Annotated in this window: 19 protein-coding genes; 12 read left to right on the top strand and 7 right to left on the bottom strand. The window is 70.1% G+C overall.

Annotated elements, in window-relative coordinates; translation table 11 throughout:
* The first annotated feature begins 126 nt into the window (after nt 1-126).
* The 3 genes from VZL07_RS25915 (at nt 127) to VZL07_RS25905 (ending at nt 2823) form a co-directional block, all read left to right on the top strand.
* Complete coding sequence (locus VZL07_RS25915; RefSeq protein WP_426750364.1) at nt 127-939, top strand: DNA alkylation repair protein; 813 nt, start codon at nt 127-129, stop codon at nt 937-939.
* Nucleotides 940-1038: 99 nt separating this feature from the next.
* A complete protein-coding gene (locus VZL07_RS25910) occupies nt 1039-1578 on the top strand; it encodes a TetR/AcrR family transcriptional regulator (protein ID WP_426750363.1) in 540 nt (179 codons plus the stop codon).
* 12 nt (nt 1579-1590) lie between these two features.
* Nucleotides 1591-2823, top strand: a complete 1233-nt coding sequence (locus VZL07_RS25905) for an MFS transporter (protein WP_426750362.1) — start codon at nt 1591-1593, stop codon at nt 2821-2823.
* Between the two features lie 252 nt (nt 2824-3075).
* Here VZL07_RS25905 and VZL07_RS25900 read toward each other — a convergent pair whose 3' ends face one another.
* Together VZL07_RS25900 and VZL07_RS25895 are read right to left on the bottom strand one after the other, a co-directional pair.
* Nucleotides 3076-4104 (bottom strand): pirin family protein, encoded by a 1029-nt coding sequence (locus tag VZL07_RS25900; RefSeq protein WP_426750361.1) that lies wholly within the window; start codon nt 4102-4104, stop codon nt 3076-3078.
* Between the two features lie 188 nt (nt 4105-4292).
* Nucleotides 4293-4985, bottom strand: coding sequence for a hypothetical protein (locus VZL07_RS25895; protein ID WP_426750360.1), 693 nt, complete (start codon nt 4983-4985; stop codon nt 4293-4295).
* 540 nt (nt 4986-5525) lie between these two features.
* Between VZL07_RS25895 and VZL07_RS25890 the strand changes: the two genes are divergently transcribed.
* From VZL07_RS25890 to VZL07_RS25880, 3 genes are all read left to right on the top strand, one after another.
* Nucleotides 5526-6062 (top strand): PDC sensor domain-containing protein, encoded by a 537-nt coding sequence (locus tag VZL07_RS25890; protein WP_426750359.1) that lies wholly within the window; start codon nt 5526-5528, stop codon nt 6060-6062.
* A 23-nt stretch (nt 6063-6085) separates the two neighbouring features.
* The gene (locus VZL07_RS25885) at nt 6086-7978 is read left to right on the top strand and encodes a methyl-accepting chemotaxis protein (protein ID WP_426750358.1); all 1893 of its coding nucleotides are present in this window, start codon (nt 6086-6088) and stop codon (nt 7976-7978) included.
* 177 nt (nt 7979-8155) lie between these two features.
* Nucleotides 8156-9238: a response regulator transcription factor gene (locus VZL07_RS25880; protein WP_426750356.1), complete on the top strand. Its 1083-nt coding sequence runs from the start codon at nt 8156-8158 to the stop codon at nt 9236-9238.
* A gap of 69 nt (nt 9239-9307) precedes the next feature.
* On the opposite strand, the gene VZL07_RS25875 is transcribed toward VZL07_RS25880, so the two are convergent.
* The 3 genes from VZL07_RS25875 to VZL07_RS25865 form a co-directional block, all read right to left on the bottom strand.
* Nucleotides 9308-9604 (bottom strand): DUF3892 domain-containing protein, encoded by a 297-nt coding sequence (locus VZL07_RS25875; protein ID WP_426750355.1) that lies wholly within the window; start codon nt 9602-9604, stop codon nt 9308-9310.
* Between the two features lie 57 nt (nt 9605-9661).
* The gene (locus VZL07_RS25870) at nt 9662-10345 is read right to left on the bottom strand and encodes an iron-containing redox enzyme family protein (protein WP_426750354.1); all 684 of its coding nucleotides are present in this window, start codon (nt 10343-10345) and stop codon (nt 9662-9664) included.
* A gap of 79 nt (nt 10346-10424) precedes the next feature.
* Nucleotides 10425-11231: a GNAT family N-acetyltransferase gene (locus VZL07_RS25865; protein ID WP_426750352.1), complete on the bottom strand. Its 807-nt coding sequence runs from the start codon at nt 11229-11231 to the stop codon at nt 10425-10427.
* A 218-nt stretch (nt 11232-11449) separates the two neighbouring features.
* Here VZL07_RS25865 and folD point away from each other — a divergent pair, with 218 nt between their 5' ends.
* On the top strand, nt 11450-12334 hold the full coding sequence (gene folD / locus VZL07_RS25860; protein ID WP_426750351.1) for a bifunctional methylenetetrahydrofolate dehydrogenase/methenyltetrahydrofolate cyclohydrolase FolD: 885 nt from the start codon (nt 11450-11452) through the stop codon (nt 12332-12334).
* 270 nt (nt 12335-12604) lie between these two features.
* Nucleotides 12605-13684 (top strand): SGNH/GDSL hydrolase family protein, encoded by a 1080-nt coding sequence (locus tag VZL07_RS25855; RefSeq protein ID WP_426750350.1) that lies wholly within the window; start codon nt 12605-12607, stop codon nt 13682-13684.
* A 119-nt stretch (nt 13685-13803) separates the two neighbouring features.
* Here the strand turns inward: VZL07_RS25855 and VZL07_RS25850 are convergent, their stop codons facing one another.
* Nucleotides 13804-14166, bottom strand: coding sequence for a PadR family transcriptional regulator (locus tag VZL07_RS25850; RefSeq protein WP_426750349.1), 363 nt, complete (start codon nt 14164-14166; stop codon nt 13804-13806).
* 44 nt (nt 14167-14210) lie between these two features.
* Nucleotides 14211-16898, bottom strand: a complete 2688-nt coding sequence (locus tag VZL07_RS25845) for an ADOP family duplicated permease (protein ID WP_426750348.1) — start codon at nt 16896-16898, stop codon at nt 14211-14213.
* Between the two features lie 161 nt (nt 16899-17059).
* On the opposite strand from VZL07_RS25845, the gene VZL07_RS25840 reads away from it, so the two are divergent.
* The 4 genes from VZL07_RS25840 (at nt 17060) to VZL07_RS25825 (ending at nt 21561) form a co-directional block, all read left to right on the top strand.
* Entirely contained in the window at nt 17060-18475 is a 1416-nt protein-coding gene (locus tag VZL07_RS25840; RefSeq protein WP_426750347.1) for an amidase, read from the top strand.
* On the top strand, nt 18475-19098 hold the full coding sequence (locus tag VZL07_RS25835) for a TetR/AcrR family transcriptional regulator (protein ID WP_426750346.1): 624 nt from the start codon (nt 18475-18477) through the stop codon (nt 19096-19098). Before VZL07_RS25840 ends, VZL07_RS25835 begins: the two co-directional genes overlap by 1 nt.
* Before the next feature lie 179 nt (nt 19099-19277).
* On the top strand, nt 19278-20009 hold the full coding sequence (locus VZL07_RS25830) for a glyoxalase (protein ID WP_426750345.1): 732 nt from the start codon (nt 19278-19280) through the stop codon (nt 20007-20009).
* 82 nt (nt 20010-20091) lie between these two features.
* Nucleotides 20092-21561, top strand: a complete 1470-nt coding sequence (locus VZL07_RS25825; protein WP_426750344.1) for a S41 family peptidase — start codon at nt 20092-20094, stop codon at nt 21559-21561.
* Nucleotides 21562-21608: the final 47 nt, after the last annotated feature.

Here is a 21608-nt window from a genome sequence, read left to right as displayed (position 1 = left end):
TTCGAAGTGTGGAACGAAGCGCCGATGGTGGAGCGCACACACGTGAATGAAAATTCGGAATCGTCCGGTGCAGCCTCAGGCCCAGCCTGAGGCCAGGTGTGTTAGGGCGCGCGGTGGGAGATACGCATGCCGACGAAGAAGACCGCCGCGCCCCGTGCCCCTGCCGCGGACGCCGAGGCCCGGGCGCAGGAGGCCCTGGTGGAGCTCAGACGCCTCGCGAACCCCGCCACGCGCCAGGGGCTCGCCCGGTTCGGGATTCCAGCGGACCACGCGCTGGGCGTGGCGATGCGGGACGTCCAGGCACTCGCCCGCAAGCTCGGAAGAGACCATCCGCTGACCGCGGCCCTGTGGAAGACGGGCGTCTACGAGGCGCGTCTGCTCTGCGCGTATGTCGGGGAGGCGAGCCAGGTCACCCTCACCGAGATGAACCGGTGGTGCCGTGACTTCGACAACTGGGCCGTCTGCGACACGCTCTGCTTCGCGCTCTGGGTCCGCAGCCCGCATGCCTGGAACCGGGTCCACGCGTGGTCCAGCCACCGCGACGAGTTCATCAAGCGCGCGGCCTTCGCGCTGCTCGCCTCGCTCGCGGTGCACGACAAGGCAGCCGAGGACGCGCGCTTCCTCGAGGCGCTTCCCCTCATCGAGCGCGAATCCACCGACGCGCGCAATTTCGCCAAGAAGGCGGTGAACTGGGCCCTGCGCGCCATTGGAAGCAGGCGCAGCCCCGCCCTGCGCGGCGCGGCCCGGGAGCTGGCGGCGAAGCTCGGCGACAGCCGCGATGCCACCGCCCGGTGGAACGGCAAGGATGCGCTTCGGGCCTTCGCGAAGGCGGACGCCAGGGCACCTGTCAAACGGGCAGCCTCCTCGTCCGCGGCAAGCACCCCGAAGCCCGCCAAGGCGCGCGGCGGCGGAGCCACCGCGGCGAAGCAACGCGCGTAGGCCCCAACCAGCCGCTCCGTTCCAGCGGGCGAGGAGGCAACGGCCACGGGAATCGACCGGGCCTTGTCCTGTGTTCGGCCGATATGTACGTTCGTACACATGACCCGCCGGCACGACCCCGACCGACGCGACCGAATCATCGATGCGGCCCTCTCGGTCATCGCCGAGGGCGGCGTCGCTGGCACCTCACACCGCCGCGTCGCCGAGCGCGCCGGAGTGCCGCTGGGCTCCATGACCTATCACTTCACCAGCATGGACGAGCTGCTGCGTGAGGCCTTCACCCGCTTCGCCCTGCGCATGAGCGAGCGCTTCACCGCGCGAATCGAAGCGGCGGCCGACCTCGAGGCGCTGGTCTCCGCGGTCGTCCACATCGTGCACGATGACCTCAGTGCCGGCCCGGACGACCTCGTGCTCACGCTGGAGCTCTACACGCTCGCCGCGCGTCAGCCCGCGTTCCGGCACATCACCCACGACTGGATGCACCGGAGCCGCGCGGCGCTCGAACGGCTCGTGAGCGCCCGGATGGCGCACGAGCTCGATGCCCTGATTGAAGGGCTGTTCATTCACGTCAGCCTGGACCCGACCCCGCGCGGGCGCGCGGCCACCCGCGACGCCGTACGCCGCCTTCTCTCCCTCTGACATAGCTCCCCGATGACCACCACCTCCCCGCTGCAGGTGCTCCCCCAGTACCGCGCGGCACGCGCCGCCGTCGCGGCGATGTTCCTCACCAACGGTGCCATCTTCGCCAACCTGCTGCCACGCTACCCCCAGCTCAAGGCCGACCTCGGCCTCAGCAATGCGGAGTTCGGGCTCGCGGTCGCGGCGTTCCCCTGCGGGGCCCTGATGGCCGGGCTCTCCGCGGGCTCACTCGTCCGCCGGTTCCGCTCCTCACGCGTCGCGGTCGCCGGCACGCTGCTCACGAGCCTGGGCGTGCTCCTCGCGGGGCTGGCGCAGTCCTGGGGCATGCTCGCCGCCGCGCTCTTCTGTGCGGGCGGCCTGGACGCCATCACCGACGTGGCGCAGAACTCACACGGGCTGCGCGTCCAGCGGCTCTATGGCCGGTCCATCCTCAATGGCTTCCATGCCGTCTGGAGCATCGGCGCCGTCGTGGGAGGTCTCATGGGAGGACTCGCCGCCGGGCTCGACCTGCCACGGGGCATCCACCTGAGCCTCTCCGCCCTGCTCTTCGCCGCCGTCGCGCTGACGGCCCTGCGCTTCGCGCTTCCTGGGCCGGAGCCCACCACCCCGGGCGAGCCCGCCGAGGCTGACGCGCAGAAGGACCGTACGCCGGCCCAGCGAGGCGCGGCGGGCCCTGGGCACGTGTGGCTCATCATCGGCGCGCTCGTCCTGATTGCGTGTGGCGGGATCATGGTCGAGGACGCCGGGATGACGTGGGCCGCCGTCTACCTGTCCGGCACCCTGGGCGCGGAGGCCGCTGTCGCCTCGTTCGGTTTCGTGGCGCTGGTGGGCGCGCAGTTCATCGGGCGGCTGCTGGGCGATGGGCTCGTCGACCGCTTCGGCCAGCGGGCGGTTGCCCGCGCCGGAGGGGCGACCACTGCGCTGGGCATGAGCGCGGCGCTGCTGTTTCCGTCAGTGCCGGGAACCATCGCCGGCTTCGCGTGCGCCGGGTTCGGCGTGGCGACCCTGGTTCCCGCCGCCATGCACGGCGCCGACGAGCTACCGGGCCTGCGCGCGGGCACCGGCCTCACCGTGGTCAGCTGGCTGATGCGCCTGGGGTTCCTCGCCTCCCCACCCATCGTCGGGCTCGTCGCTGATGCATTGGGCCTGCGTGTGGGACTGCTCGTGGTGCCGCTCGCGGGCACCCTCGTGGTGCTGCTGGCGGGGGTGTTGTCCGCCGCCCGCGCCCGCCCGCCTCGCCTCTGAGGTCAGCAACGGCGGCGAGTGCCACACGGCCCACGCATTCAACCACGCGGCTCCCAAGCCAGCCGCGCGCCTGCCCCGCGGCCAGCCACGCACGTCCACGTCAAGCAGACCTCCTACCGCGGGGCGGGCTCCGCGCTGCAGTGCGCGTCCTGGCTCGATGCGGACGGCGGAGCCTGCGACCCCCATGGCGCGCTCCCGTCAGGCCACTGCGCTGACGGGGGCGCCTGATGGGCCGGGCGGCCGGACCCGCGTTCAGGCCGGCCGCTCGATGCGCCCATCCGCGTGCCGGGCGAAGCGGCCCTCCTCGCGCGGGTGGACAGGGTCGTTGCTCGGCCACGGCCAGCCACCGAAGCCGGTGCGCTGGTAGTCCGCGAAGGCCTGCTGGATTTCCTGCCGTGAGTTCATCACGAACGGGCCGTACTGGACGACGGGCTCGCCAATGGGCCGCCCTTGCAGGAGCAGCAGCTCCGCCTCGTCCGCCCCGTTCTCCAGCTCCACCGCCACGTCCGCGCGCAGGTCGATGCTGTGCGAGGGCGGAATCGCGTGGCCCGCCACGCGAATGCCGGAGCCGAGGAAGAAGTACAGCATCCGGTTGCTGCCATGCGCCGCCGCGGGCAGCGTCCACCGCGCGCCCGGGGCCAGCTTGAGCGTCCAGATGGCCACGTCCGACTCCGCCTGGGCCGCCCAGGACTTCGGCGGAGGCGGAGGCGCCTTCAGGTCCCCCAGCGCGCCCGCCACCACGGTGACCTCGGTGGTGCGGCCCTCCGCGTCCTTCGCGACGTGCCGGGGGATGACGTGACGCCAGAGCATGGAGAAGTGCGGCTCCACCAGCTTGTTCGCTCGCGGCAGGTTGAGCCAGAGCTGGAACAGCTCCACCGGGTTGGGCTGGTCACGCTTCAGCAGCGGGAACATCTCCGAGTGATTGATGCCCGCGCCCGCGGTCAGCCACTGCACGTCGCCCCCGCCGAAGCGGGCCGCCGCGCCGAGGGAATCCGAGTGGTCCAGCAACCCGCGGCGCACCACGGTGACGGTCTCGAACCCGCGATGCGGGTGCTGCGGGAAGCCGGGCACCACGGAGCCGTGGTACATGTTCCAGCCGTCCCGCCCCTCGAAGTCCTGGCCGATGTTGCGGCCCGCGAGCGAGGCGGCCGGCCCCAGCCGCTCGTTCCCCAGGGGGTACTTGTCGTCGTGGTGGACGCAGAAGAGGAACGGGTCTGGCGTGCGCCACGGCATTCCGCCGAGCGGCTCCACGCGAAGGACGGCTTCTGACGGCTGACTCATCTTCGGCTCTTCTTCCCTTCCGGAGCCCCGTGTTCATCTCACCGCGGCGGCGCTCCCGTCCCGGACACTAACAGCGAGGCCACGGCCTCGCCCGGTCCGTTGGCTGGATGCCCGGAAGCCGGGCCTCCGTCACTCCAGGCAGCCGGACGGGCGGCCTGCTCCGCAAGGGGGCCCGCACCGCCCGGGACTCAGGCCCACAGCTCGCGGGCAAGCGTGTCCACCAGCGCCACCGCGACCTCGGGTGGAGGCAGCCCCGCCTCGGAGACGAACACGGGGCTCACCGGCTCGGCGACCTCCGCGCGCAGCGCCTCCGACGCACGCTGCTTCGCCAGCCGGAGCACGTCCCGCTCCCCCGCGGAGAGCCGCGCCTGCGCCCAGTGGTCCACCTTCCAGAACAGCTCCGCGTGGCGCGTCTCGTCCTCGGCGACGCGCGCCATGAAGGCGCGAACCCCGCCATCCCGGGCATGAAGCGCCTGATGCCGTGACACCAGCGCGCCGAACGTCTCGCGCACGCAGCCCTCCACGGCGTTGTCCAGCGCCACCGCGAACAGGGAGCGCGGCGGCAGCGGCTCCACCTTCGGCAGTCCGGGCGCCGCGCCGTGCCGCCACGTCTGGCGGGTACTGCCGCCTGTGTGCATCAGCTCGTCCAGCGCGCTCACGAGCGACGCGTCCGCGCCGTGCAGGTCCAATGCGTCACGCAGCCGAACCAGGGCCTGGATGGACGTGGCCTCCACGGCATCACCGCGTGTCGCGGCGAGGAGGTCGTCACGGCGCGCGCGCTGACAGGCATTGTGGCCCCCTCGCGCGAAGAGCGGCGATGACGACGGTACGTCGTTGGGGCCGGTGACGGCCTCGGGCGGAACGAGGCCCGGAGGCGTCATGCGTGACAATTCCGCAACAGACAGACAACCCTTCACACGGGCGCGGGGCGCACCGGGCGAGGCCCGCAGGGCCCGGGAGAAGAGCAGGCGCAAGTGATTCGAATCCATCGATGAGCGGTTCCCCTGGAATGAGGCTCCGCGTTCGAGCAATGAGGATGCCAATCCCTGCGTTCCGGGAAGCACCAACGAAATGCCTGAAAACCCCGCCTTCGCCACCCCACCCTTTCAGATTCCTGAGGGTGTCACGGGCGGCTCACAGCGAATCCGTGTCGCGCGACACGCCTCGCGGCGTTCCAAGTCAAAACAATGAAAACACTCCAACTCGGCAATGCCGCATGCCCACCGCCCTGAGAAGGCGATGTGCTGCCTTGCGAGTCAACGTTGACTTCGTCGGGGAGTGTGGCCAGGCGTCCTGTCGACGGGTCCAGACGGATCAGCGGTTTTGTATTCACGCCGAGGCCTGTGTCACAGTGCCTTCACGAGCACGGCGCAAGCGGTGGCACCCGGCCCGGTGCCCCTGCGTCGGGGGATGAGGTGCGGATGTCGTGGTTCGGATTGGTGGTCGTGCTGCTGGCGCAGATGCCCGCGGACGGCGTCGCCCAGATGAAGAAGGTGGACCGGCTGATTCCCCAGCTCCAGCAGATGGCGCTGGACCCCAGGGTCATCCAGGCCGTCCGTGAGCAGAACGCCCGCCGCGCGTCCCGGGCCACCATCGAGGAGCAGGACAAGGCCTGGATGGCGACCCCGGCCCTCACCCCCTTCAAGGAGAAGGTGCTGAGCAGCCCGTGCTCCCGCGTGCTGAACCAACACCTGAAGGAACTGAAGGGCGCCGTCGCCGAGGCCTTCGTGATGGACAACCAGGGAGCGCTGGTGGGCTCCACCCGCCGCACGTCCAACTACTGGCAAGGTGACGAGGCCAAGTTCACGGAGCCCTTCAAGAACGGAACGGTGCTGCGAGAGAAGCCCAGCTTCGACGAGTCCTCGCAGTCCTTCGTCCTCCAGATTTCCTTCCCCGTCCGTGACGGCGGCCGGACCATTGGCGCGCTCTCCGTCGGCGTCTCCCTGCTGGCCCTCTGAACCACCTGCTGGCTCGATCTCCCATGCATTTCCTTGACGGAATGACGCTGCGCACCCGCCTCACCCTGGCCATGTTCCTGCTGGTCATCGGCGCCCTGGCGCCCATGAACCTCTTCGTGAAGGTCTTCACCGAAGACGCCCTGCGCGAGCAGATTGACGCCACGCTCCGGTCGGAGGCGGAGGGCCTGAGAGAGCTGGTGGAGGCGGCGCTCACCGAACGCGAGGGCAACGCGCGCAGCTGGGCGGAGGACGCCATCCTGCGCGGCGCGCTGCTGTTCGACACCTTCGAGAAGAGCGACGCGGTGCTGGCCTCGCTCCAGAAGCGGCACGCGACCTTCGCCGGACTGGCGCTCTTCTCCGAGGACGGGCGGGTGCTCTCCGCCAGCAGCCCGGAGGTGCGCGCGGCCTTCCTCGACCGCGCCGCCGAGGTGCGGGAGACGAGCTGGTTCCAGGGCGCGCTGGAGAATCGGCTGGACGGACACTCCCTCGCGCGCGTGGACCCCTTCTTCCAGAAGCGGGTGCTGCCCTTCGCGGTGCCGGTCATCAGCCCCATCAGCCAATCGCGCATCGGCGTCCTGCTGGCCGCCTATGACTGGGGCCACGTCGGCGCGGAGGTCGCGGACGCCCTGACGCGCGCGCATAACCGAGGCCAGCCGAGCTTCGCGCTGGAGGTGCTCACCGCGGACGGCACGCCGCTGTTCGACTCACGTGGGGAGAACGCACCGCGCGCCACCAACGCGCTGCGCATCGAGGCCCTGGACGATAGGACGGAGGTCGACGTGGGTGACGGCTGGCGCTTCGTGGCCACCGTCGCGCCCGAGGAGGCCTACGCGCCGCTGCGCCGGGGGACCACCGTCGCCTTCGTCCTGACGGCCCTCTCCCTCCTTGCGAGCATGGTGGGCTCCTGGTGGCTGGCCCGGAGCGTGACGCGTCCCATCTCCACGCTCAGCGAGGTCGTGGGCCGCATCGTGCGCGAAGGCGACCTGACCCAGCACGTGGAGGTGCCCGCCCGGCAGGACGAGGTCGGGAAGCTGGCCGCGTCCTTCTCCAGCATGATGAGCCACCTGAGGGAGTCCACCGCCAGCCTCCAGCAAGGAACGCGCGTGCTCGGTCAGACGGTGGAGGAGCTGACCCAGGCCACCTCCCAGCAGGAGCGCAACCTGTCCCGCCAGGCCACCGCCCTCCAGGAGACGCAGGTGACGGCGCAGGAAATCAAGCAGACCTCGCTGATGGCGGCGGAGCGCTCCCAGGAGGTGCTCGGCGTCACCACCCGCGCCCGCGAGGTGGGCTCCGCGGGCGAGGCCACGGTCAGCGCCAGCCTCCAGGGCTTCGAGCAGCTCCGGGAGCAGGTGGGGCGGGTGGCCACCAGCATCTCCGCGCTGGAGGAGCGCACGCGCCAGATTGGCGGGATTACGCAGACGGTGAAGGACCTGGCGGACCAGTCCAACATGCTGGCGCTCAACGCGGCCATCGAGTCGGCGCGCTCGGGGGAGCACGGCAAGGGCTTCGGGGTGGTGGCCCGTGAAATCCGCAGCCTGGCGGACCAGTCCATCAGCTCCACCGGCCGCGTCCGGGAAATCCTGGAGGACGTCCAGCGCGCCATCCGCGCCACCGCCGCCTTGTCGGAAGAGGGACAGCGGCGCACCGAGTCGGGCCTGGCGCAGGTGCGCGCCAGCGGCGACAGCCTGCGCGAGCTGGCCAGCATCATCCAGGACAACGCCAACGCCGCGCAGCAGATTGCCACCGCAGTGACCCAGCAGAACGCGGGCGTGGCGCAGATCTTCACCGCCGTCACGGACCTGTCCCGGATGATGGAAGAGACGCTCGCGGGCATGCAGAGCACACAGCGGAGCACCGACAGGCTGCGTGACGTGGCGCGGCATATGGAAGCCGCCGCGGGCACCTACCGCGTCTGACCAACGCCTCGCGACAACCCCTTGCAAGACAACCGGCGGGAGAGGGAGCCTGGAGTCAAGCGAGGGGCCTACCACCGGGGGGTGAGGGACAGACTTTCAGCCCGAGCCTATTCAATGGCCTGACAGACAGACGGACCCGCAGGGTTGCCTGACCAGGCAGGAAGGAAGCTCGCGCCAATGAACCTCAGCTCGCATGAATTCGTCCTCCGTGACAGGGTCATCGCGGCCCTCAACAGCACCTTGTCCCTTCCCAAGGCCCTGGAAGCCGCCCGGGCGCCCCTGCTCGAGCTGACCCCCGCGGACTATGTGGGCCTGTGTCTCATCACCCTGGGCCCCATCGTCGACTTTCAATGGCTGGTGCCCGGTCACCGCCTCGCCCTCCTGGATGAGTATTCCAAATGGGTCGAGTCCGACTTCGTGCGGGCCCCCATCTTCGCCCGGCCCAACGTGGTCCTCCGTGACTCGGAGATGCTCTCCCGTCGGGAGTTGGAGCAAAGCGCGCTCTACCAGCGCAGCAAGGAGCTGGACCTGAGCCTGGAGCACGTCATGGCCGTCCTGCTGCCGGTGCTGCCAGGCTACTTCGGCGCCTTCACGCTGTACCGGGACCGCCGGCGGCCCTTCACCGAGCAGGACGCGGCCCTGCTGACCAGCCTCACGCCGCACCTGCTCAACGCGGTCCGCAACTGCCGAGAACTGCAGACGGTGTCGACGGGGGCCCGCCTGCTGGAGGAGCTGTACAACCGGCCCGGCTCCGCGTTCCTCATCCTCACTCCGCCCTCACGCGAGGTGTTCCGCTCGCCGAGGGCCGCCACCCTGCTGGAGCAGTGGTTCACCCCCAGCGACCTTCATTCCTCGGGCGTCCCGAACGTGCTCCTCGAGCGCCTGGAGGAGCTGCTCCACCGGAACGAGGACGCGAGGCTGGGGCTCAACCCTTGGATTTCGCTCCATGGAGACGCCTACCGCGTGGTGCGCTTCGTGGAGCTGCCCGAGGCGGACGGTCCACGCCAGTGGGCCCTCATGATGAACGAGATTCCCGTGTCCATTCCCCTGCCCGAGGTCATGCGCATCGAGCTCACCCCGCGTCAGGTCGAGATCGCCCGGGGCATGCTCCGCAACTGGTCCAACCAGGACATCGCAGCCGAGTTCAAGCTGTCCGAGGACACGGTGAAGACCCACGTGCGGGACATCTTCGCCCGGCTCAAGGTCGATAGCCGAGCGGACTTCCTCTACCAGGCGGCCCACCTCAACAAGCCCGTGTGACGTGCGCCAGGACGGGCTCGTGCGCCACCTCCGCGAGCCCATCCGCGCCGATGAAGCCCGTCGCACCGCTCAGAAGCGCGGCAGCTCCAGCAGGTTGTCCGTGAGGATGCCGTTGGCCTTCGTCCGCAGGTACGGCGGCCGGGCGTCGATGACCTCGACCTTCACGTCCCTCGGCCGGGTCTCCACCCGTGCGTCCCCGCCATTCCTGACCCACTGGACCAGCTCCTCGCGGCTGGCTTCGCCCACCGTGTTCCCCTCCTTCCAGCGAAGGCGGACGATGTGTTCGTGCAGCGCTCCGCCTTCGAGATGGATTTGGGTGATGTAGCGCATGAAGACGTCTCCCACTTCGCGGCCCCTGGTTCGCATGGGAGAATCGCCTGCGCGCTTGGGACTGTCTCTACCACCGGCGAGGTATGCGGTCGCTCACGCCTCGCGGAAGATGCCCGGATAGATGCAGCGCGTGGCCCGCGCGGAGAAGATGACGGCCGCCTGGTCCTCCCGGTCCGTCAGCGTCCGCAGCACGCTCTCCATCTCCGCCACGTGGTCGCCATCCAGGGCGCCATGGCTGCGCAGGAAGGTGACGGACTTGCGGATGTTCGGAATGGCGTCCACCTCGAACAGCCGCTCCACCACGCCGCTCGCGCGCGCCTGGGACAGGTACTCCAGCACGTACGCCGTGCCGAGCACGGCCGTCGGCACACCGGAGCGGGACGTGAAGAAGTTCCAACCGGTGTAGGCATCCACGGCGGGGGTCCGCGCCGCGGCCTCGACGCGCGCCTCGGAGCAGCCCAGGTTCTTCAGGTCCGACAGCAGCCACTTCTCGTGGCCCTTCTCCTCGCCAGCCTTCTGGATGAGCAGCTCCGCCAGGTGCGGGAGCCGCCCCTGCCGCTTCAGCCGGTGCCCCGCCTCCGCCAGCATCGGGGTGCTCCAGCGCGCGTAGTGGTAGGTCTGGATGAGGTAGTGGATATAGCCCTCGGTGTCGATGGTGCCGTCGAAGAGGCGCCTCGCGTCGGGGTGTGCATCCAGCGCCGCCACCAGCGCCTTGCCCTCCTGCTCTAGCACCGACACCCAGTCGATTCCCACCTGCTGCTCCGTTTGCGTGTACACGGACGTCTCCTGTTCCGGGCCCTGTCGGTTCCCGGTTGCTGCGAGTTGAAGTTGAAGGGAAGGAAGGTGCGCTCGCGGCCTAGGCAGCGGAGCGCATGGGGGTGGCCAGCGCGTTGAAGCGGGCCAGGGTGCTGGCGGGAATCTCATCCAGCGCGGCGATGAGCGGCAGGGTGAACCGGCGGAAGCTCGCGTCGTAGAGGGGCTCGGCGATGAAGCGGGCCCCCATCTTCCGGGCGAAGAGCGTCGGCGCCCGCGGCAGCCGCAGCCCGTCCAGCAGCCCCTGCTCCGCCCGCATCCGCTCCATGGGCGTGTAGAAAGGACTGCTGGGGATGGCGGGCGCCTCCACCGGGTCGGGTGCGTCCACGCGCCAGCGCGTGCTCATCCAGCCCCGGTAGGCCGCCACCTGGCACGACAGGAGCGCGTCCTCCTTCGAGTCCGTGTCCAGGTTCGCGGAGGCAATCCAGTGCGTCACCCCGCGGCGACGGCTCTCCTCGTAGATGCCCGCGTGCAGCCAGGTCACCGCCTCGGAGTGTCTCCAGCGGTCCAGCACACAGAAGCGGGACGTCTCCGCGAGCACCATGCCCGGGCGCACCACGTCCGACAGGTCGAGCTTCTGCTCCAGCTCGAGGCCCAGAAGGCCGCCCATGGCGTCCGCCACCTCCGGGTTCGGCAGCAGCAGCCGCAAGGTGGCCACCGGCTCCCGGTCCGCGTAGACGACGAGGTGCACGGTGGTCTCCAGCGTGTCGAAGCAGCTCACCTCGCGCCGCGACGGGGGAATCCACCCGGTCATCAACCCCAGCTCTCCGCCGAAGACGGCCCAGCGGACGCGAACCGCGTCGTCGAGCTCTCGCTGAGTGGTGGCAACACGACAGTGCATGGACGTCATGGGTCTCTCCCGGATGCGAAGCAGGCGCGGCGTTGCGCCGTCCCTTGCCTTTTCTTTCGCCGCCGGAACCCCGAGTGCGCGCACGCCCATGCATTTTCGCTCCCGGCGAATCCAGGGCCCCCGGGGTACGACTGGAGCGTGCGGCCAGCCCCCGTCCTGGGTGGGCGCCCTGAAGAAGCGGTGCGCCAACCTGGGGAATCTGGCGTAAGAAGCCGCGCATGGCGCGGACCCTTGATGGAACCGAAATCAGCCGGGTGATGCGGGCGGAGATGGCGCAGGAAGTCGCGGCCCTCCAGGCCCAGGGCGTGACACCGGGGCTCTCCGTGGTGCTGGTGGGCAACAACCCCGCGAGCCAGGCCTATGTCGCGAGCAAGACGCGGGCGTGCGAGGCCCTGGGGATGCGCGGTCAGACGCTGACGCTGCCCGAGGACGTCTCGAAGGAGGAGCTGTTCGCCGTCATCGACCGGCTGAACAACGACCCGTCCGTCCACGGCATCCTGGTGCAGCTCCCGCTGCCCGCCCACCTGCCGTACAAGGCCGTGCTGGAGCACATCCATCCCGAGAAGGACGTGGACGGATTCCACCCGGTGAACGCCGGGCTCGCCTTCGTCGGCGACCCGCGGGCCTTCGTGCCCTGCACGCCCGCCGGCATCATGGAGATGCTCCGGCGCGAGGGCATCGCCACCCGCGGCAAGCACGTGGTCATCGTGGGGCGAAGCCTCATCGTCAGCAAGCCGCTGGCCTCGCTGCTGATGGCCCCGGGCCCGGACGCCACCGTCACCCTCACCCACCGCCACACGCAGGACCTGGCCTCCTTCACCCGGCAGGCGGACATCCTCATCGTCGCGGTGGGCAAGCAGAACCTCATCACCGCGGACATGGTGAAGCCGGGCGTCGTCGTCATCGACGTGGGGCAGAACCGCGTCCCCGACGAGCGCTCGCCGCGCGGCTACCGGATGGTCGGCGACGTGGACTACGAGGCCCTCCTGCCGATTGCCAGCGCCATCACCCCGGTGCCCGGCGGCGTGGGACCGATGACCATCACCATGCTGCTGGCGAACACGCTCCAGGCCGCGCGGCAGGCACACGCCCGCAGCCCCTGAGGCCGTGCCCCCCGGGCCTGTCCGTCGCCAACGACAGGCTTGCTTCACCGGAGCCAGGGCGACCGAATTGCGATATCCACGGTAACCATGACGACGCCCCTGCATGCCGCGCATGGATTCATGGCCGTCTTGAGCCGAGGACTCGTGGTGGCCTGCCTGGGAGTGGGCCTGGCCCTGAGCGCATGCAAGGGAGCCTCACACACACCCGATGGCACCGCGGGAGACAGCGGCGTCCCCTCCCCGGGTCCCGGTGAAGCGCCGTTGTCCTGGATGACAGTTCCCGCCACGGACGCGCGCGTGCAGTACATCGGCCGGACGTACCGCTCGGACACCGGCGTCGTCTTCTCCCATCCCGGCGTGACGATTCGCGCCCGCTTCTGGGGAGACGCCCTGCGGGTGCAGCTCCACGACGCGGGCTCGGGCGGTGAGGTCGGGACCAACTTCTTCGATGTCGTGATTGACGGCGCGCCACCGCGGCAGCTCGCCGTGCCTGCCGGCCGGTCCACCCAGGTGCTCGCCACCGGGCTCGAAGTGGGACTTCACACGGTGGAGCTCACCCGGCGCACCGAGTCCCTGGTGGGCCACAGCGAGCTCGTCGCGCTGGAGGTCCATGGCGAGCTCCGGGAACCGCCGGCACGTGCCGGACTCCGGATGGAGTTCGTCGGCGACTCCATCACCTGCGCCTATGGAACGGACGTCGCCCTCGTCCCCGACTCGCCCTCGTGGGTGGCGCCGACCTACACGTCGAAGAACCAGAATCCCCGGCGGAGCTACGGCTGGCTCACGGCCGCGCAGCTGGGCGCGGAGCCCTCGCTCATCTGCTATTCGGGCCATGGCGTGTACCGCAACCTGGACATGGGCACGTCCGGGCTCATCCCCGCGATCTACGAGCGCGCGGTCCCCGACCATCCCGTGAGCTGGGATTTCTCGCAGGAATCGCCCGACGTGATTGTCGTCAATGCCGGCACCAACGACACCTTCGCCGGCAGCGGCACCGACGCCTACCTGCCGGATGAAGCGGCGTTCAAGTCCGCCTACCGTGCGTTCCTTTTGCGCCTGCGGGCCCTGCATCCTCGCGCCCACATTGTCTGCACGATGGGCAGCATGACGGACGGCTACAAGGCGCTCGAGCAGAACGGCACGGTGACCTCGGTCCATGTCGGCGACTGGCTCACCGAGCTCGTGACGGAGCGCCAGCAGCAAGGAGACGCCCGCGTCTACCGCCACGTGATGGCCGTGCAGATTCCCGAGGTCGACGGCGTCGGTGAGGACTGGCACCCGTCTTTCGCCACGCACCAGAAGATGGCCGATGCGCTGAGCCAGTTCATCCGGGACGTCATGCAGCCCTGAGGGCGCGACCATTCGCCCCCTGCCCCACGCGGGCATTTGCCCAGGTGCCCATCCCAACGGAGCAGGAGCCCGGCCCCCCCCCGACGAAGCTGTGCTCTTTCGGGTGGAGTGGGCGTCGCTCACCGGCCTGTGAGCAGCGGACGCAGGTCCACGCCACGCCACAGCCGCTCGCGCATCTCGCGCGAGTCCATCAACGCGCGCGCGCCCTGGGGCGTGACGGCGAAGAGCCGCCGTGACGGGCTGGCGGCCCCCTGCCCCCGCTCGGAAGAGACCAGTCCCTTGGCTTCGAGCCGGTCCAGCGTGGCGTACACCGCGCCAATCGCCACTTCGCGGCCCGCGACCTCCTCCAGCTCGCGGCGGACGGCCATGCCGTAGGCGCCTCCCGCCTCCGGAGCGCGCCCGGTGCGCACCACGGCGAGCAGCACCTGCTCCTCGAAGGTCCCCAGGGGGGCATCGGACGGCGAGCGGGCTGAGGACGGCACGAACACGGCTCCTTGCGAAGTCACGAAGGGGGACGCGTGAGAGTCTATCCCTCGCGGAACACGACGGCGGGGTCCAATCGACTGGCGCGCCAGGCGGGCAGCAGCGCCGCCACGACGCCCACGGCCAGCAGCCCCACGGTGGCGGCGGCGAGTGACAGCGGGTCCACCGCGCTCACGCCATACAGGAACGACGAGAGCAGCCGCGCCAACGCCAGCGCCGCGAGGATGCCCACCCCGCTCCCGAGCAGCACCAGCTTCCCGCCGCGCCCCACCACCTGCGCCACCACGCGCGAAGGCCTCAGTCCCAGCGCGATGCAGATGCCCAGGTCGCGCTGACGCCGCCGGACGAAGTGGGACGTGACGCCATAGACGCCCACCGCCCCCAGCACCACCGCGAGCGCCGTGAGGAACGTGAGCACCGACATCACCTGCCGCGCGGGGCCGATGGCCTGCGCGAAGACGGCCTCCAGCGTGGTGCCGCGCTGGACCGCCACGGACGGCGCGGCCACGGCAATCTGCTTCCGTGCCGCATCGACCAGCGCCGCGGGGTCATGCCCCGGCTGCGCGCGCAGCACCAGGGTCTGCCGCGTCATCGTCATGCTGGAGACCTGCGCGTGGAGCATGTAGCGCGCGGGGACGGCGCCATCGGTGAGGCCCGCCTCCGCCACGTCCTCCACGATGCCGACGATGCGCTCCAGTCCTCCCAGCCCCGTGTCGATACGCTGGCCGATGGGGTTCTCCCCGGCGAAGTATTTCCGCGCGAGCGCACGGTTGATGACCACCGCGCGCTCGGTGTCCTCCCGGTCGCTCTCCTGCAGCAGCCGCCCTTCGACCAGCTGGATGCCAATGGCTTCGAAGTAGCCGGGAGAGACCAGCCGCACGTAGGTGGTCGAGGCGGGCAGGTCCGGCTTGCCCTCGATCTCCAGGCCCCAATCCTCACCCGCGCCTCGCAGCGGCAGCTTCTGCGTGCTGCCCACCGCGCGCACACCCGGAAGCACCGCGAGGGCGGCCTCCAGCTCCTTCAGCACCCGTGGCCGGGCCTCCTGCTCGACATTGCCCTCCATCACCACGTCCAGCACCGCCACGCGCCCGGTGTCCACGCCAGAGTCGATGGCCCGCAGGTTCGCGACCGAGCGCACCAGCAGCGCCGCTCCGGCGGTGAGCAACACCGCGAGCGCCACCTGCCCCACGACGAGTGCTCCCTCCGTCCGCCCGCCGCGCGCGCCCACACCGCCCGTCCGTGACTTCACGAGCGCCCGCTGCGGGTCGGCCCTTCCCAGCGAGCGCGCCGGCAGCAGGGCCACCCCCATGGCGGCCACGAGCGCCAGCACCAGCGCCGCGAAGAACAGGCCCCAATCCAGGGCGCCTCGTGGCGCGAGAGGCCCCAGCGGCAGGGCCTCGCTCAGCAGCCGGAAGCCCTGCGCCGCGATGAGGGCGCCGACCCCCGCGGCCCCCATCCCCAGCAGGAGCGACTCCACGAGCAGTTGCTGCATCATCCTCCGGCGGTCCGCCCCCAGCGCCACGCGCACGGCCAGCTCTGTCGCACGGCTGTCCACCTGCCCGAGCATCAACGCCGCGACGTTCGCGCACGCCATGAGCAGCAACACCGCCATGGCCGCGAGCGTCGCCAGCAGCGGTGCCTCCAGCGGGCCCAGCAGGTGCTCGCGCAGCGGCGTCAGCCTGGGCGCGCGGGACTTGTCCCAGGCCGCCGGATACTGGAAGCGCTCCTTGAGCCGCTCACCGAAGCGCCTCAGCGCCACATCGACGGCGGGCCCGTCCACGCCAGGCGCGCGCCGCCCCACCAGCGCGTAGTTGCCGGAGCCGTCGTCCGGGTTCAGGGGCTCCACCACCCACGCGCGCACCGTCGGGTCGGGGAACCAGAAGCCCGTGGGCATGACGCCCACCACCGTGTGCGGGGTCCCGTCGAGCTCCACCGTGCTCCCCAGCAGGGTCGGCTGTCCCCCGAGGTCCGTGTAGAGGCCGTCGCTGATGACCACCGCGGGAGCCGCGCCCGGACGGTCCTCTCCCGGCTCGAAGGCACGGCCCAGCACCGGGCGGACGCCGAGGACGTCGAACAGCGCGGCCGTCGTCGACACCGACGTCACCAGCTCCGGTGAAGCCTGTGGGCCTCGGCGCAGTGGCAGCTCCTTCGTCCGGAAGGCCGCGACGGCGCTGAAGCCGGACCAGTCGGATGACAGGTGGAGGAACTCGCGCTCGGACCAGTCCCCCGGCGACCAGAACAGCCCGAGCCGCTCCTCCGCGGGATAGGGCAGCGGCGCCAGCAGCAACCCACGAACGAGCCCGAAAGCCGCCGCTGTCCCGCCCACGCCCAGCGCCAGGGTGAGGATGGCCAGCAGTGCATATCCCGGCCGCTTGCGCAGGCGGCGGACCGCGTACCGCAGGTCCATGATGAGCGTTTCCAAAGGGGGGCCTCCTGGGCGTAGGCGGCTGGATGCCGGCTCGAAGCCCGTCCAACCGCGAGAGAACGTCCGCCGCACCAGCGGCGGCACCGAGCCGAGCACCTGCCTCCACAGCCACGCACGCGCGGCGCGGTCCCCCTCACGGGATGTACGGGAGACGAACTCGGCGGAGAGCTCGGCAATCACCTCGTCCCGCTCCGCGTAGGGCAGCCACGCCCGCAGCAGGGCCAGCGGCAGCCTCGGGACCTCCTGGGAGCGACCACGCTCCGACTCCAACGGCGGCACGCGCACCTCGTCTGACTGCCGGGACATTACTACAATGTAGAATACGTCCCCGGTAAAGGACGATTGCGAGGGTGTGCCTCCGAACCCCCTTCCCACCCTCTCGGCCCATAGCCACCGCTTGCCCCCCGCCTCAAACGGGAATACTCCATTCGCGATTCAGGTTGAACCCGCAGCAGGAGGAGGTTCCCATGGCGAAGCTGGCTGCACTCGCCCGCCTCGATGGCGTGGCGCAGGCGGAACTCGTGGCACGGGGCGAGGTCAGCGCCGCGGAGCTGCTCGACGCGTGTGCGGAGCGCATGGCGGCGCTGAACCCGCTGCTGAATGCGGCGCCGGTGCTGGACTTCGAGCGCGCCCGAGCGCGCCCCCTCGTTCCGGGCCCGTTCGCGGGCGTGCCCTTCCTGGTCAAGGACGTCACATCCTATCCGGGCCTGCGCTGGTCGCTGGGCTCCCGGCTCTTCGCGGGCAACATCACCGACCAGGGGACGCCCTACAGCGCGCGGCTGGACGCGGCGGGGCTCGTCACGGTGGGCAAGAGCGCGACCTCCGAGTTCGGCATGCTCGGCAGCACCGAGACACTCCTGGATGGCATCACGCACAACCCGTGGGAGCTGTCGACCTCGGCGGCGGGTTCGTCCGGGGGCGCAGCGGCCGCGGTGGCCGCCGGGCTCGTGCCACTCGCGCATGCCAGCGATGGCGGTGGCTCCGTGCGCATTCCCGCATCCGTGTGTGGCCTCTTCGGGTTCAAGCCGAGCCGCGGCCGCTGCGTGTCCGCCAACCTGGGGCCCTCGGAGTTTGGAGCGCTCGTCAGCGAGCACTGCATCAGCCGCTCGGTGCGCGACAGCGCGCTGCTGCTTTCCCTCACCGAGGACCGGGACTCCGGGCTCCCGCCGGTGGGCTACGTCCAGGCCGCCCTCTCCCGCCGCCTGCGCATCGGAACATGGACCCGCACGATGTCGGGCGAGGAGCCCGAGCCCGCCGTGCGACGCGCGTATGACGAGGCCGTGGCGCTCTGCGTGGAGCTCGGACACGCGGTGGAGCCGATGTCGCCTCCCGACGTGGATGGCGTGACGCTCGGAGAGGCCTTCTTCCTGATGGGAGGCTCCGCGGTCGCCGGAGCCGCGCAGCTGATGGAGCAATTGCGCGGGAGACCGGTCGCGCCAGACGAGCTGGAGCCCTTCAGCCGGGCCCTGGCGGAGGTGTTCCGTCGCGGCGGGCCTGGTGCACTCGCCGAGGCGCGCCGGGTCTTCGCGAACAGCGCGGAGCGCTACATCGCGGCCGTGGGGGCATATGACGTCGTGCTCACGCCCACGCTCGCTGTCTCTCCGTGGCGCATCGGGCATCTCTCTCCCGTCCTCCCGCGAGAGGAGCTGCTGCGCCGCATGGCACGCGCCGTGGGTTACACGCCCATCCAGAACATCGTGGGGTGTCCGGCGATGTCGGTCCCGCTCCATTGGTCGGATGACGGGCTCCCCATTGGCACCCACTTCGCCGCCGCGCCCGGGGCCGAGGCCCTGCTGCTCGGGCTCGCGTATCAGCTCGAGGCGGCGCGCCCGTGGCATCATCGGTGGGCGCCCTACTCGTATCCCCGACTGTTCGACGCCTGATGCCCCAGGTACTCAAAGAGGAAGTCCGTGAGCGAATCCTCACCTCCGCGCTGGAGGTGTTCGCCAGCCGTGGTTACGCCGTCGCGACGATGAGCGACATCGCCTCGCGTGCCGGATTGGGAACGGCGAGCCTGTATCGCTACTACGCGAGCAAGGAGGAGTTGTTCGACGCCGTGGTGACGCCGGCCCTGGCGGAGCGCTTCGAGGCGTTGCTCGAGGAGCGCGTGCGTGCGCTCGCGCACATGGCGCTGAGCGAGACGTCCGGGCGCGTGGACGAGCGCGGAGACGAGATGCTCCGGTTCTGGGTGGAGCACCGGCTCGCGGTCGTGGTGCTGCTCGACCGTGCTGCCGGAACGGCCTATGCCCACTATGGCGAGCGTTTCGTCGAGCTGCTGGTCTCCACCTCGCTCGCGCAGATTCGCACCGCCAACCCGGGCGTGCGCATCAGCACGACAGCACGCTTCGTGCTCACGCAAATTTTCGAGAACACGCGGCGGATGCTGGCCTCCATCCTGGCTGAGCACCCGCGTGAGCGAGAACTGCGAACGGCCATCGAGGGATTCTGGAGCTATCAGATTCCGGGGCTCCAAGGCTTCGCCGCGTGGGTGAATTCACAGTCCTGACTCCCATTCCGGCGCATGTACGCGTGATAGCGCCGCCATACGCCGTTACTGACACATCCGCGATAGCGAGAGCGTGAAGCTCGCTAGCGAGGCATGCACCGTTCGCCTATCGTCGCGGCATGCAAACCCATGCATCGAACCAAGCAGCCATCAATGGCAAGGAAACGACCATTCCATTGATGCCCTGCGTTTCGCCTGACGAGACGCTGGAGTTCTACAAGGCACTCGGCTTCGCGGTGACCTACCAGATGACCAGGCCGTACCTGTATCTGGCGTTTCGCTGGAGCAGCGTCGAGCTGCACTTCGGCATGAACGCCAAGAGCTTGAACCCGAGCGAAGAGAGCTCAGGGGGCTGCCTGGTCATGGTGGACGCGGTGGAGCCCTATCACCGGGCCTTCACCGACGCGCTGCGAGCGAAGTACGGCAAGGTGCTGGCCACTGGAAGGCCTCGTATCACCCGCTTCCGCCCCGGCCAGAGCCGCTTCTCGCTGGTGGACCCCAGTGGCAACAACATCATCTTCATCCAGCGAGACGAGCCGGAAGAGCTCGAGTATGGCGGCTCCAAGAAGCTCACGGGACTGGCGAAGGCCATCGACAACGCCCGCATCCTGAGGGAGTTCAAGAACGACGACAAAGCCGCTGCGCGCGCGCTCGACATCGGGCTCGCCAAGTTTGGAGTAGAGGCGCCCGCTGTGGACCGGGCCCGTGCACTGGCCGCCCGCCTGGAGCTGGCGATTGCGCTGAACGAGGCCACGTCAGCGCAAGCCCTGATGCAGCAACTCCAAGCCGTGTCCCTCACGGATGCGGAGCGCGCCCGCCTGGCCGATGAATTGAAGGCCGGGGAGCGACTGGAACATTGGCTCACGACCACCGGTCAGGAACCTACCAAGAAGCGGCGCCGGCGCGCGTAAACCAACCAACCCCTGGGGGCCACGCCAGCGCTCCTGCTCCAGGCGCTGGGGCCGTCACGTTGACGGCGCTAGAGTCGGCGGCATGTTCAGCGCCGCCGTCGTCGCCTGTTGCGCCATCTTGAGCGCGGCTCCCACCGCGACCTGCCCCTCCGGTGGCCTGGAGCCGGAGCAGGCCCATGAGGACCTGGAGCTGGCCATCTCCGCCGTGGAAGCCGCCATGCCGGACCTCTACTGGCGGCAAAGCCCGCGGGACTGGGCCCAGCGGAAGGCGAAGGCTCGCGCGCTCGCCTCGCGGGCACGGACGGAAGAGGCCCTCTTCCGTGCCCTCCGCCCGTTGCTCTCCGGAATCGGGGAAGGCCACCTCTCTGTCGCACGCAGCGAGGGGATGAACTGCCGCTACCGCGAGAACGCGCGGCTCTTTCCCCTGGACCTCCTCTGGCGAGACGACGGCATGTTCGTCACTGCCGGACACGGCGACGCCTCCGACATTCCTCCAGGGACCCAGCTGCTCTCCATCAATGAAGAGGGACGCAAGGCACTCCTCGCGGAGATGATGGGGGCCAGCCCGCACGACGGAGCCATCGAGACCGGGGTGATGCGGGACCGTGGGGGCGCCGGCTACGCCAGGGTCCGCTGGTGGATGCGCGGAGATGAATCCGGCTACGACGTCCGCTTGCGACTGCCGGACGGCAAGACAATCCGCCGCCTGGAGCCCGTGCCCGCCGCCATGCGCCCGGCGCCCCCTCCCGAGCCGTCCCCCCTCGCCACGCTGAGCTGGGTGGATGACCACACGGCCTATCTCTACGTGCCGACCTTCAGCAACCGGCGATACCGGGAGGCAGGCGCCGCGTTCGAGCCAACGATAAAAGCCCTCTTCCATACGCTCGAAGCCCGAGGCGCACGCGACCTGATTCTGGACCTGCGTGACAACGGCGGCGGCTCGGAACCCAATGAGAGCATCCTCTTCTCCCACCTGGTCGCCGAACCGATTCGCAAGTACGCCTCGGTCCGCTCGCGCCCCAACACGCTGCGCGTGACCAGCGCGACGGGCCGCGTCTTCGAGCACGAAATCTACGACGCCGAGGAGTTGGCCACCGTCCAGGCCGGTCCTGACGGCGAGCTGCTCCGCATCAATGCCCCGCCCGAGGGCCTGATGACGCGGTGGACACGCGCCCATCCCGTCTTCAACGGACGTCTGGTGGTCCTCGCTGGCGGCGCGACCTTTTCGGGAGGCGCGGAGCTGGCTTCCATGCTCCGGGCCACCGAGCGGGGGCTGTTCGTCGGAGAGGAGGTGGGTGGCACCCACGGTGGAAACACCAGCGGCTACAAGTGGGACCTGGTCCTCCCCCACTCGGGCATGGAGCTCGGCATTCCGCTCCTCGCCTTCCGCTTCGTCTGGACCGAACCACAGCCCCACCGTGGCGCCATGCCCCACTGCCCCATCCAGCCCTCGGTGGGCGAGCGTCGGGTCGAGAACGATGCCGCCTACCGCGTCGCGGTGCAGGCGCTCCAGCGGCCATGGACGAAGCCTTCGCGCCGCGCGTGCCCCTGAGCGGCAATGGAGGCGCCGAGTGAGAGACGCCGCCACTCCGCCTGGAG

The organism is Pseudomyxococcus flavus (genome assembly GCF_050038885.1).
Taxonomy (GTDB): Bacteria; Myxococcota; Myxococcia; order Myxococcales; family Myxococcaceae; genus Myxococcus; species Myxococcus flavus.
The sequence above is the reverse complement of the archived record's forward strand: the minus strand, read 5'-3'. Positions and strand labels throughout refer to the sequence as shown.